Origin of the sequence: Pantoea sp. Ep11b (genome assembly GCF_040783975.1) — a bacterium.
In the GTDB taxonomy this organism is placed as follows: domain Bacteria; phylum Pseudomonadota; class Gammaproteobacteria; order Enterobacterales; family Enterobacteriaceae; genus Pantoea.
In genome coordinates this window covers 1,186,621-1,199,310 of sequence record NZ_CP160631.1, presented here as the reverse complement: position 1 = coordinate 1,199,310, position 12,690 = coordinate 1,186,621, and the positions used below count along the sequence as shown (strand labels likewise).

The following is a 12,690-nucleotide window of genomic DNA, read 5'->3' as shown; positions in this document are numbered from 1 at the left end:
ATGATCTTCGCAGTGTCTGCTGGCAGAGAGTGCTGGAGTGATGAGAGGATCGCGCGGGCTTTGTGCCTCTGGGTGGCTGACTACGTGATTTCCGGCAGGATCAATCAGCGGGTCTGTCTGGCAGAATGCGATCCAATGGAAAAAGCCCTGACCGTTAAGTCAGGGCTTTCCAATTAAGTGGCGGAACGGACGGGGCTCGAACCCGCGACCCCCTGCGTGACAGGCAGGTATTCTAACCAACTGAACTACCGCTCCACCGGTTCTTTCACAGCCATCAGCGCCTCGCTGATGCCTGTCTGTTCCTTCTTGTTTTCCCTGTCAGAGGAAAAGGAACGTGTTTGATGCCTGGCAGTTCCCTACTCTCGCATGGGGAGGCCCCACACTACCATCGGCGCTACGGCGTTTCACTTCTGAGTTCGGCATGGGGTCAGGTGGGACCACCGCGCTAAAGCCGCCAGGCAGATTCTGTCTTCCGCGCCGCCACAGGGCCGCGCAGACTTATCCGGTTCAGGCTGAAAATCGTCTCTCAAAAACGCCTCTGGCGTTGTAAGGTTAAGCCTCACGGGTCATTAGTACCGGTTAGCTCAACGCATCGCTGCGCTTACACACCCGGCCTATCAACGTCGTCGTCTTCAACGTCCCTTCAGGACCCTCAAGGGGTCAGGGAGAACTCATCTCGGGGCAAGTTTCGTGCTTAGATGCTTTCAGCACTTATCTTTTCCGCACTTAGCTACCGGGCAGTGCCATTGGCATGACAACCCGAACACCAGTGGTGCGTTCACTCCGGTCCTCTCGTACTAGGAGCAACCCCCCTCAATTCTCCAGCGCCCACGGCAGATAGGGACCGAACTGTCTCACGACGTTCTAAACCCAGCTCGCGTACCACTTTAAACGGCGAACAGCCGTACCCTTGGGACCTACTTCAGCCCCAGGATGTGATGAGCCGACATCGAGGTGCCAAACACCGCCGTCGATATGAACTCTTGGGCGGTATCAGCCTGTTATCCCCGGAGTACCTTTTATCCGTTGAGCGATGGCCCTTCCATTCAGAACCACCGGATCACTATGACCTGCTTTCGCACCTGCTCGAGCCGTCACTCTCGCAGTCAAGCCAGCTTATGCCATTGCACTAACCTCACGATGTCCGACCGTGATTAGCTGACCTTCGTGCTCCTCCGTTACTCTTTAGGAGGAGACCGCCCCAGTCAAACTACCCACCAGACACTGTCCGCACCCCGGATCACGGGGCCACGTTAGAACATCAAACATTAAAGGGTGGTATTTCAAGGATGGCTCCACGCAGACTGGCGTCCGCGCTTCAAAGCCTCCCACCTATCCTACACATCAAGGCTCAATGTTCAGTGTCAAGCTGTAGTAAAGGTTCACGGGGTCTTTCCGTCTTGCCGCGGGTACACTGCATCTTCACAGCGAGTTCAATTTCACTGAGTCTCGGGTGGAGACAGCCTGGCCATCATTACGCCATTCGTGCAGGTCGGAACTTACCCGACAAGGAATTTCGCTACCTTAGGACCGTTATAGTTACGGCCGCCGTTTACCGGGGCTTCGATCAAGAGCTTCTCCTTGCGGATAACCCCATCAATTAACCTTCCGGCACCGGGCAGGCGTCACACCGTATACGTCCACTTTCGTGTTTGCACAGTGCTGTGTTTTTAATAAACAGTTGCAGCCAGCTGGTATCTTCGACTGGCTTCAGCTCCGGGAGCAAGTCCCTTCACCTACGCGCCAGCGTGCCTTCTCCCGAAGTTACGGCACCATTTTGCCTAGTTCCTTCACCCGAGTTCTCTCAAGCGCCTTGGTATTCTCTACCTGACCACCTGTGTCGGTTTGGGGTACGATTCTGTGTTACCTGATGCTTAGAGGCTTTTCCTGGAAGCAGGGCATTTATCACTTCAGCACCGTAGTGCCTCGTCGTCACGCCTCAGTGTAAAGTGAACCGGATTTGCCTGGAACACACACCTACACGCTTAAACCGGGACAACCGTCGCCCGGCTGATATAGCCTTCTCCGTCCCCCCTTCGCAGTAACACCGAGTACAGGAATATTAACCTGTTTCCCATCGACTACGCCTTTCGGCCTCGCCTTAGGGGTCGACTCACCCTGCTCCGATTAACGTTGAACAGGAACCCTTGGTCTTCCGGCGAGCGGGCTTTTCACCCGCTTTATCGTTACTTATGTCAGCATTCGCACTTCTGATACCTCCAGCATGCCTCACAGCACACCTTCGACGGCTTACAGAACGCTCCCCTACCCAACAGCGCATACGCGCCGCTGCCGCAGCTTCGGTGCATGGTTTAGCCCCGTTACATCTTCCGCGCAGGCCGACTCGACCAGTGAGCTATTACGCTTTCTTTAAATGATGGCTGCTTCTAAGCCAACATCCTGGCTGTCTGTGCCTTCCCACATCGTTTCCCACTTAACCATGACTTTGGGACCTTAGCTGGCGGTCTGGGTTGTTTCCCTCTTCACGACGGACGTTAGCACCCGCCGTGTGTCTCCCGTGATAACATTCTCCGGTATTCGCAGTTTGCATCGGGTTGGTAAGCCGGGATGGCCCCCTAGCCGAAACAGTGCTCTACCCCCGGAGATGAGTTCACGAGGCGCTACCTAAATAGCTTTCGGGGAGAACCAGCTATCTCCCGGTTTGATTGGCCTTTCACCCCCAGCCACAGGTCATCCGCTAATTTTTCAACATTAGTCGGTTCGGTCCTCCAGTTAGTGTTACCCAACCTTCAACCTGCCCATGGCTAGATCACCGGGTTTCGGGTCTATACCCTGCAACTTAACGCCCAGTTAAGACTCGGTTTCCCTGCGGCTCCCCTATACGGTTAACCTTGCTACAGAATATAAGTCGCTGACCCATTATACAAAAGGTACGCAGTCACCCCATAAAGAGGCTCCCACTGCTTGTACGTACACGGTTTCAGGTTCTGTTTCACTCCCCTCGCCGGGGTTCTTTTCGCCTTTCCCTCACGGTACTGGTTCACTATCGGTCAGTCAGGAGTATTTAGCCTTGGAGGATGGTCCCCCCATATTCAGACAGGATACCACGTGTCCCGCCTTACTCATCGAGCTCACAGCCTGTGTGTTTTTGTGTACGGGAGTATCACCCTGTACCCTGCGACTTTCCAGACGCTTCCACTAACACACAAGCTGATTCAGGCTCTGGGCTGCTCCCCGTTCGCTCGCCGCTACTGGGGGAATCTCGGTTGATTTCTTTTCCTCGGGGTACTTAGATGTTTCAGTTCCCCCGGTTCGCCTTGCAGCACTATGTATTCATGCTGCAATGATGCACTGAGTGCACCGGGTTTCCCCATTCGGACATCGACGGCTGTAGCGGTTCATATCACCTTACCGTCGCTTTACGCAGATTAGCACGTCCTTCATCGCCTCTGACTGCCAGGGCATCCACCGTGTACGCTTGGTCGCTTAACCTCACAACCCACAGGCGTTTTTCAACGCTGCAGACTGCAAGCATTTGAGAGACCCGACCGTATCGCCTTGTCATCCCTTATTACGGAGGGATGACGCGCTACGTCGTTTCAATTTTCAGCTTGTTCCGGATTGTTAAAGAGCAAATATCTCAAACGCGCCTCCGCCGCTTACGCAGCCGAACCGGTTTTGAGATACTGTGGAGACACCTTTCACCTGTCACCAAGCAGGTGGCGTCCCCTAGGGGATTCGAACCCCTGTTGCCGCCGTGAAAGGGCGGAGTCCTAACCGCTAGACGAAGGGGACACGATAGTGTCACGACTTCGCAGCCGTCCTGCTCATTACTTTCTATCAGACAATCTGTGTGAGCACTTCGCGGAGAGGTATCTTAAGGTAAGGAGGTGATCCAACCGCAGGTTCCCCTACGGTTACCTTGTTACGACTTCACCCCAGTCATGAATCACAAAGTGGTAAGCGCCCTCCCGAAGGTTAAGCTACCTACTTCTTTTGCAACCCACTCCCATGGTGTGACGGGCGGTGTGTACAAGGCCCGGGAACGTATTCACCGTGGCATTCTGATCCACGATTACTAGCGATTCCGACTTCACGGAGTCGAGTTGCAGACTCCGATCCGGACTACGACGCACTTTGTGAGGTCCGCTTGCTCTCGCGAGGTCGCTTCTCTTTGTATGCGCCATTGTAGCACGTGTGTAGCCCTACTCGTAAGGGCCATGATGACTTGACGTCATCCCCACCTTCCTCCGGTTTATCACCGGCAGTCTCCTTTGAGTTCCCGACCGAATCGCTGGCAACAAAGGATAAGGGTTGCGCTCGTTGCGGGACTTAACCCAACATTTCACAACACGAGCTGACGACAGCCATGCAGCACCTGTCTCAGCGTTCCCGAAGGCACCAATCCATCTCTGGAAAGTTCGCTGGATGTCAAGAGTAGGTAAGGTTCTTCGCGTTGCATCGAATTAAACCACATGCTCCACCGCTTGTGCGGGCCCCCGTCAATTCATTTGAGTTTTAACCTTGCGGCCGTACTCCCCAGGCGGTCGACTTAACGCGTTAGCTCCGGAAGCCACTCCTCAAGGGAACAACCTCCAAGTCGACATCGTTTACGGCGTGGACTACCAGGGTATCTAATCCTGTTTGCTCCCCACGCTTTCGCACCTGAGCGTCAGTCTTCGTCCAGGGGGCCGCCTTCGCCACCGGTATTCCTCCAGATCTCTACGCATTTCACCGCTACACCTGGAATTCTACCCCCCTCTACGAGACTCAAGCCTGCCAGTTTCAAATGCAGTTCCCAGGTTAAGCCCGGGGATTTCACATCTGACTTAACAGACCGCCTGCGTGCGCTTTACGCCCAGTAATTCCGATTAACGCTTGCACCCTCCGTATTACCGCGGCTGCTGGCACGGAGTTAGCCGGTGCTTCTTCTGCGGGTAACGTCAATCGGCGCGGTTATTAACCGCACCGCCTTCCTCCCCGCTGAAAGTACTTTACAACCCGAAGGCCTTCTTCATACACGCGGCATGGCTGCATCAGGCTTGCGCCCATTGTGCAATATTCCCCACTGCTGCCTCCCGTAGGAGTCTGGACCGTGTCTCAGTTCCAGTGTGGCTGGTCATCCTCTCAGACCAGCTAGGGATCGTCGCCTAGGTGGGCCATTACCCCGCCTACTAGCTAATCCCATCTGGGTTCATCCGATAGTGAGAGGCCCGAAGGTCCCCCTCTTTGGTCTTGCGACGTTATGCGGTATTAGCCACCGTTTCCAGTGGTTATCCCCCTCTATCGGGCAGATCCCCAGACATTACTCACCCGTCCGCCACTCGTCACCCGAGAGCAAGCTCTCTGTGCTACCGTCCGACTTGCATGTGTTAGGCCTGCCGCCAGCGTTCAATCTGAGCCATGATCAAACTCTTCAATTTAAAGTTTGATTTGCTGCAACGAGTGCAGCGATGCTCATCTGTAAAACGTCATAATGAATTTCATTATGTGTTCACTCGTGAGGCTTTGATATTTTTTTGCGTCCGGAGACGCTGATATCAATCCTGCGAGTGCCCACACAGATTGTCTGATAAATTGTTAAAGAGCAGTGCGAACAGTGCGTTAGCGTCCTGTCGCGAGGTGGCGTATATTACGCTTTCCTCCTTCAGAGTCAACCTCTTTTTTCAGAAGTTTTCTCCGGCGGTGCAGTCTCCTGTGCCTTCAACGCGTTTCCCGTTGCCGGTGTGCCGTGTTGATGGAGGCGCATTATAGGGAACGGTTCAGATAGCGCAAGTGCAAATTGAGACTTTTTTTCTGTTCGCCTGAAATTTGCACAAAAGCGCCGTTTTACCCCTTTTTAATGCGCGCCGGCAGCTCTGCCAGACTGTTTAACACCCAATCTGCTGCAGCTTCTCCTTGGGCCGTCACCGGCTTCCCACTGCGCACCAGCACTTTTGTTCCGACACCAGCGGCCTGCCCTGCCAGCATATCTTCCAGCTTGTCGCCCACCATATAAGAAGCAGCCATATCAATGTTCAGCTCTTCCTGTGCCATCAGCAGCATGCCCGGCTGAGGTTTGCGGCAGTCACACGCCTGACGAAACTCTTCAACTGTTGCGTCGGGATGATGGGGACAGAAATAGATGCCATCGAGATCCACGTCGCGATCGGCCAGCGACCAGTCCATCCATTCCGTCAGCTGCATAAAGGTATCTTCGGTAAACATACCGCGGGCAATGCCAGACTGGTTGGTGACCACCACCAGCGCATAGCCCATGGCTTTCAGCTGTTGCAGCGCTTCAATCGTGCCATCAATAAACTGAAAGTTGTCGATCTCATGGACGTAGCCATTGTCGACATTAAGGGTGCCATCACGATCAAGAAAAATAGCGGGGACTTTATTCGCCACGTAGAAACTCCTGCTGTAGATAATGCCGATCAGTATCGCATGATTGCGATAAAAGGGAGAATGCCAGATTGTATCACTTCGATTGATTTAGACGTCTGGATGCCTTAACATCCATTCAGCTTTATATCGACTAAAAGCGACGAGGTTTCCCACACCACGGACCACGCAACACGATAATAAATAACACAATGATTAAACTAGAAAATATCACCAAGGTCTTCCAGCAGGGCACGCGAACCATAGCGGCATTAAATGATGTCAGCCTGCATGTGCCTGCCGGACAAATTTATGGCGTCATCGGGGCTTCCGGTGCCGGTAAAAGTACGCTGATCCGCTGCGTTAACCTGCTGGAGCGCCCGACCTCGGGCCGTGTACTGGTTGACGGCACCGATCTCACGGCGCTGAATGAGCGTCAGCTCACCCAGGCGCGTCGTCAGATTGGCATGATCTTTCAGCACTTCAACCTGATGAACTCCCGTACCGTTGCGGGTAACGTCTCTCTGCCCCTGGAGCTCGGCAATCTCTCCCGCGCGCAGATCAACGCCCGCGTTGCTGAGCTGCTGGAACTGGTGGGATTGTCAGATAAGCATGATGCCTGGCCCGCCAACCTGTCGGGCGGACAGAAGCAGCGTGTTGCCATTGCCCGTGCGCTGGCGAGCAACCCTAAAGTCCTGCTGTGTGATGAAGCCACCAGCGCGCTGGACCCGGCAACCACCCGCTCTATCCTGGAGTTACTGAAAGACATTAACCGTCGTCTGGGGCTGACCATTCTGCTGATCACCCATGAGATGGATGTGGTGAAACGCATCTGCGATCAGGTTGCGGTCATCAGCCAGGGTGAACTGATTGAGAAAGACAGCGTCAGCGAGGTCTTCTCTCACCCTAAAACGCCGCTGGCGCAGCAGTTTATTCAGTCCACGCTGCATCTGGATATCCCGGACGATTATCAGCAGCGTTTGTCGGCCACCGCCGCTGACGGCACCGTGCCGTTGCTGCGACTGGAGTTCACCGGTAAATCGGTCGATGCTCCCCTGCTTTCCGAAGCGGCCCGCCGTTATAACGTTAACAACAACATTATCAGTGCCCAGATGGATTACGCCGGTGGCGTGAAGTTCGGCATTATGCTGGCCGAGATGCACGGTACAGAAAGCGATATCAGCGAGGCCATCGCCTGGCTGCAGGAGAATCATGTGAAAGTAGAGGTGTTAGGTTATGTCTGAAGCGATGATGTGGTTGCTGGGACGGGGCGTGTGGGAAACGCTGATGATGACCTTCGTCTCAGGCTTTTTCGGTTTTGTTCTGGGTCTGCCGGTCGGCGTTCTGCTCTATGTTACCCGTCCGGGACAGATTCTGCAGAATCAGGGGCTTTACCGCGTGCTCTCCGCGCTGGTGAACATCTTCCGCTCCATTCCTTTCATTATCTTACTGGTCTGGATGATCCCCTTTACGCGCGTCATTGTGGGCACCTCAATCGGACTGCAGGCGGCCATCGTGCCCTTGACCGTCGGTGCCGCGCCCTTTATCGCGCGTATGGTGGAAAATGCCCTGCTGGAACTGCCTACCGGACTGATTGAGGCGTCACGCGCCATGGGCGCTACGCCGATTCAGATCATCCGCAAAGTCCTGCTGCCGGAAGCGATGCCGGGCCTGGTGAATGCGGCGACCATTACCCTGATTACCCTGGTTGGTTACTCCGCCATGGGTGGCGCGGTCGGAGCCGGTGGTCTGGGCCAGATCGGTTATCAGTATGGTTATATCGGATATAACGCGACCGTGATGAATACAGTATTGGTGTTGTTAGTGGTTTTGGTGTATCTCATTCAGTTCTGTGGCGACCGCATCGTGCGTGCTGTGTCCCATAAGTAAGCCAGCAATATCACATTATTAAGGAAAGGATATGTCTTTCAGATTTAAAAAAATTGCCGCTGTGGGTGCCCTGATTGGCGCGATTGCGCTGGCAGGATGCGATCAAAAAGAGAAAGATCCTAACCATATTAAAGTCGGCGTAATTGTCGGCGCTGAGCAGCAGGTTGCTGAAGCGGCGCAGAAAGTCGCCAAAGATAAATATGGTCTGGACGTTGAGCTGGTGACCTTCAACGACTATGTATTGCCGAACGAAGCGCTGAGCAAAGGCGACATCGACGTCAATGCCTTCCAGCATAAGCCTTATCTGGATCAGCAGATCAAGGATCGAGGCTATAAGCTGGTTTCAGTGGGTAACTCCTTCGTTTACCCCATCGCCGGCTACTCGAAGAAGATCAAATCCCTGGATGAACTGCAGGATGGCGCACAGATCGCGATTCCCAACGATCCTACCAACCTGGGCCGTACCCTGCTGCTGCTGCAGAAAGTGGGTCTGATCAAACTGAAAGAGGGCACAGGCCTGCTGCCCACCGCGCTGGACATCACTGAGAATCCAAAGCATCTGAAAATTGTTGAGCTGGAAGCACCGCAGCTGCCACGTTCACTGGACGATCAGCAAATCGCCCTGGCGGTGATCAACACTACGTACGCCAGCCAGATTGGCCTGACGCCTGCGAAAGATGGCATCTTCGTCGAAGATAAAGATTCCCCTTACGTGAACCTGATTGTGGCGCGCGAAGATAACAAAGATGCGGAAAACGTGAAGAAATTCGTTCAGGCTTACCAGTCTGACGAAGTCAACGAAGCCGCTAACAAAGTCTTCAACGGCGGCGCCGTAAAAGGCTGGTAATTCAGCGATTCATCTCCCTGAGGGCGGCGCTATGCCGCCCTTTCTGTTACTGGCCCCCCTCCCCGACTTGTTATTTATTCGTGTCCTTGTTTCAATAACGCCACTTTTTGAAACCTGAGGATGTTGCCATGCGTTTTTTACCGCTCTGCTTGTTAGCATTGATGCTGACAGGGTGTGTTCATGAGTATCACCCGATAAGCAGCGCACCGTCCCGGCCGCAGCAGTCCAGTGAACCGGCCCGCAAACCTGCGGCACGTCCGGCTCCGGTTAAGCTCTATACCGACGCCACCGATCTGGTCAGCAAACCCTTCCGCGATCTCGGTGAAGTCTCCGCTGAAGATTGCCAGCTCAGCAACCAGAACTCGCCAGCCAATATTGCCACCGCCCGTAAACGCCTGCAGATCAAAGCATCACAGATGAAAGCGAATGCGGTGCTGCTCCATAAGTGTGAAATCGTGACCGGCACACCTGGCTGCTATCGTCAGGCGGTATGTCAGGGATCTGCACTCAAAGTCAGCAATCAATGAGTGAATTTGCCTTCGCGCAGATCGGGGTGATCCGTTCCCCCTGGAAAGAGAAGTTTGCCGTTCCGCGCCAGCCCGGTCTTGTGCAGGATGGCGTCGGCGAACTCCATCTGCAGGCCCCCTACAATCAGCCGGAGGCGGTGCGCGGGCTGGAAGATTTCAGCCATCTCTGGCTGCTGTTTGTCTTCCATCAGACGATGGCAGGCGGCTGGCGGCCGACCGTTCGCCCTCCCCGGCTGGGCGGTAATGCGCGCATGGGCGTGTTTGCCACCCGCTCAACGTTCCGTCCCAACCCTATTGGCATGTCGCTGGTCGAGCTGAAAGGGATCAGGATGGAAAAACAGCAGGTGATCCTGCAGCTGGGCAGTCTGGATCTGGTCGACGGCACCCCGGTCGTGGATATCAAGCCTTATCTGCCGTTTGCCGAAGCCGTGCCCGATGCCCGTGCGGGTTTTGCCCCGAACGCCCCGGCGGCTGACATGCCGGTTCGCTTTTCTGCCCGGGCGCAGGAGCAGCTCCAGCAGCAGTCGCGCTATCCCCATCTCGCCCGTTTTATTCGTGAGGTGCTGGCCCAGGATCCCCGTCCCGCTTATCGTCAGGGCGAAACCCTGGATCGGGAATATGCGGCCTGGCTGATGGATTTTAATGTCCGCTGGCGTGTTGATGATGCCGGTACGGAAGTGATCGCTATCGACCCGCGTTAAAACCCGCTTTTGAGCCGGTGATCTCACTGGTACACTAGCCGCCAGCAAAATTCTGTCTGTGACTTTCCGATTAACTGGAACCGTAATCAATGCGCACTACTCAATATCTGCTCTCTACTCAGAAAGAGACGCCTTCCGACGCTGAAGTGATTAGCCACCAGCTGATGCTGCGCGCCGGTATGATCCGCAAACTGGCTTCCGGCCTCTACACCTGGTTACCGACCGGGGTTCGTGTGCTGAAAAAAGTTGAAAACATCGTTCGCGAAGAGATGAACAACGCGGGCGCGGTTGAGATTTTAATGCCGGTTGTGCAGCCCGCCGACCTGTGGCAGGAGAGCGGTCGCTGGGAGGAGTATGGCCCGGAACTGTTGCGTATCGCAGATCGTCATGAGCGTCCGTTCGTGCTGGGTCCGACGCATGAAGAGGTGGTCACTGACCTGATCCGCAATGAGCTGAGCTCTTACAAGCAGCTGCCGCTCAATCTGTATCAGATCCAGACCAAATTCCGCGACGAAGTGCGTCCGCGTTTTGGTGTGATGCGCTCACGCGAATTTACGATGAAAGACGCTTACTCCTTCCACGTTTCGCAGGAATCGCTGCAGGAAACCTACGATGCGATGTACCGCGCCTACAGCCAGATCTTCAGCCGTATGGGTCTGGATTTCCGCGCCGTGCAGGCCGACACCGGCTCAATCGGCGGCAGCGCCTCGCATGAGTTCCAGGTTCTGGCCCAGAGCGGTGAAGATGATGTGATCTTCTCTACCGAGTCGGATTACGCCGCCAATATTGAGCTGGCCGAAGCCGTCGCACCCGCCGGTGAGCGTGCCGCCCCTTCGCAGGCGATGCAGCTGGTTGAGACGCCAGATGCAAAAACTATCGCAGAGCTGGTTGAGCAGTTCAGTGTGCCGGTAGAAAAGACCGTGAAGACGCTGATTGTCAAAGGTGCTGAAGAGAGCGGTCATGCGCTGGTTGCCCTGCTGGTTCGCGGCGATCATCAGCTTAACGAAATCAAAGCGGAAAAATCGGCTATCGTCGCGTCACCGCTGGTGTTCGCCACAGAAGAAGAGATCCGCGCCGCCGTGGGTGCCGGACCAGGCTCAATCGGCCCGGTAGGTCTGCAGATGCCAGTTATTGCCGACCGTACCGTGGCGAAGATGAGCGATTTCAGCGCCGGGGCTAACATCGACGGTAAGCACTACTTCGGCATTAACTGGGAGCGCGATCTGCCGATGGCCAGCGTTGCCGATATCCGCAACGTGGTTGAAGGCGATTTAAGCCCGGATGGCAAAGGCACGCTGCAGATTAAACGCGGCATTGAAGTGGGTCATATTTTCCAGCTCGGCACCAAATATTCTGACGCGCTGAAAGCCTCTGTACAGGGCGAAGATGGTCGTAACCAGGTGATGAGCATGGGTTGCTACGGCATCGGCATCACCCGCGTGGTCGCAGCCGCGATTGAGCAGAACCACGACGAGCGCGGCATCATCTGGCCAGATGCGCTGGCGCCTTTCGAGGTGGCTATCCTGCCGATGAATATGCAGAAATCGTTCCGTGTGAAAGAGCTGGCGGAAGAGCTGTACGCCACCCTGCGCGCTAAAGGCGTTGAGGTGATCCTGGATGACCGTAAAGAGCGTCCGGGCGTGATGTTCGCAGATATGGAACTGATTGGTGTGCCGCACACCATCGTCATCGGCGATCGCAATCTCGACAACCAGGAGATTGAATATAAATCCCGTCGTGGCGGCGAGAAGCAGATGATCAAACAGGATGAAATCGTTACGTTCCTGCTGAAGGCGCTGAATAAGTAAGAGGTTCGCGTTAATCAGAGGCCCCGCCAGCGGGGCCTTTTTTATTGCACTTTGCCGCGCATCGCTTTGGTCGTGCTGCGACGCGCTTTGCCTTCCAGACGACGCTCTTTCGACGCGCGGGTCGGCCGCGTGGCCCGACGTGCTTTTTCGACAGTACTGAGCTCGCGGATCAGATTAACCAGACGCTGCAGCGCCGCTTCGCGATTCATCTCCTGACTGCGATACTCCTGCGCCTTGATCACCACGACGCCCTCACCGGTAATCAGATGATGGCTCGCGGAGAGCAGCCGCTCTTTATAGAAGGCGGGCAACGAAGAGGCAGCAATGTCAAAACGCAGATGGATAGCCGTGCTGGCTTTGTTAACATGTTGTCCGCCCGCACCCTGCGCGCGTATCGCCGTCAGCTCAATCTCACTGTCCGGGATTTCAACCAGACGGGACAGCATAATCATCGCTCTCCTCCCCACTGCTTCATAACATCGACCTCTGATAACCTGTTCATCAACTTAACCTTTTGTGCTTCGCTGCTTTCCACCTCAGCCTGCGGAATCCGTCACTTTATCAGTGATTCGCGCACGCTTCCTGCTTTA

General features: G+C 55.0%; 8 protein-coding genes, 2 tRNA genes and 3 rRNA genes. 6 read left to right on the top strand and 7 right to left on the bottom strand.

The features are described 5' to 3' along the window. Positions 1-178 precede the first annotated feature (178 nt). The 6 genes from AB1748_RS05495 to gmhB form a co-directional block, all read right to left on the bottom strand. Positions 179-255, bottom strand: a tRNA-Asp gene (locus AB1748_RS05495). A gap of 88 nt (positions 256-343) precedes the next feature. Further along, positions 344-459: ribosomal RNA gene (rrf, locus tag AB1748_RS05490) — 5S ribosomal RNA — on the bottom strand. 89 nt (positions 460-548) lie between these two features. After that, positions 549-3,453, bottom strand: a 23S ribosomal RNA gene (locus tag AB1748_RS05485). 228 nt (positions 3,454-3,681) lie between these two features. Beyond that, positions 3,682-3,756: transfer RNA gene (locus AB1748_RS05480), tRNA-Glu, on the bottom strand. 88 nt (positions 3,757-3,844) lie between these two features. Continuing rightward, positions 3,845-5,384: ribosomal RNA gene (locus AB1748_RS05475) — 16S ribosomal RNA — on the bottom strand. Together the 16S, 23S and 5S rRNA genes with 2 tRNA genes alongside form the textbook arrangement of a ribosomal RNA operon. A 406-nt stretch (positions 5,385-5,790) precedes the next feature. Beyond that, positions 5,791-6,351 (bottom strand): D-glycero-beta-D-manno-heptose 1,7-bisphosphate 7-phosphatase, encoded by a 561-nt coding sequence (gene gmhB, locus AB1748_RS05470; RefSeq protein WP_111140606.1) that lies wholly within the window; start codon positions 6,349-6,351, stop codon positions 5,791-5,793. 188 nt (positions 6,352-6,539) lie between these two features. Here gmhB and metN point away from each other — a divergent pair, with 188 nt between their 5' ends. From metN to proS, 6 genes are all read left to right on the top strand, one after another. Next, positions 6,540-7,571 (top strand): methionine ABC transporter ATP-binding protein MetN, encoded by a 1,032-nt coding sequence (gene metN / locus AB1748_RS05465; protein ID WP_111140605.1) that lies wholly within the window; start codon positions 6,540-6,542, stop codon positions 7,569-7,571. After that, a complete protein-coding gene (locus tag AB1748_RS05460; protein ID WP_111140604.1) occupies positions 7,564-8,217 on the top strand; it encodes a methionine ABC transporter permease MetI in 654 nt (217 codons plus the stop codon). Before metN ends, AB1748_RS05460 begins: the two co-directional genes overlap by 8 nt. Before the next feature lie 31 nt (positions 8,218-8,248). Then, a complete protein-coding gene (locus AB1748_RS05455) occupies positions 8,249-9,064 on the top strand; it encodes a MetQ/NlpA family lipoprotein (RefSeq protein ID WP_111140603.1) in 816 nt (271 codons plus the stop codon). A 128-nt stretch (positions 9,065-9,192) separates the two neighbouring features. After that, on the top strand, positions 9,193-9,591 hold the full coding sequence (gene rcsF, locus AB1748_RS05450) for an Rcs stress response system protein RcsF (RefSeq protein ID WP_111140602.1): 399 nt from the start codon (positions 9,193-9,195) through the stop codon (positions 9,589-9,591). Continuing rightward, positions 9,588-10,292: a tRNA (N6-threonylcarbamoyladenosine(37)-N6)-methyltransferase TrmO gene (gene tsaA / locus AB1748_RS05445; RefSeq protein WP_111140601.1), complete on the top strand. Its 705-nt coding sequence runs from the start codon at positions 9,588-9,590 to the stop codon at positions 10,290-10,292. The genes rcsF and tsaA overlap by 4 nt, the downstream gene beginning before the upstream one ends. A gap of 89 nt (positions 10,293-10,381) precedes the next feature. Then, positions 10,382-12,100, top strand: a complete 1,719-nt coding sequence (proS, locus tag AB1748_RS05440) for a proline--tRNA ligase (protein WP_111140600.1) — start codon at positions 10,382-10,384, stop codon at positions 12,098-12,100. Between the two features lie 41 nt (positions 12,101-12,141). Here proS and arfB read toward each other — a convergent pair whose 3' ends face one another. Beyond that, positions 12,142-12,552, bottom strand: coding sequence for an alternative ribosome rescue aminoacyl-tRNA hydrolase ArfB (arfB, locus tag AB1748_RS05435; protein WP_111140599.1), 411 nt, complete (start codon positions 12,550-12,552; stop codon positions 12,142-12,144). Positions 12,553-12,690: the final 138 nt, after the last annotated feature.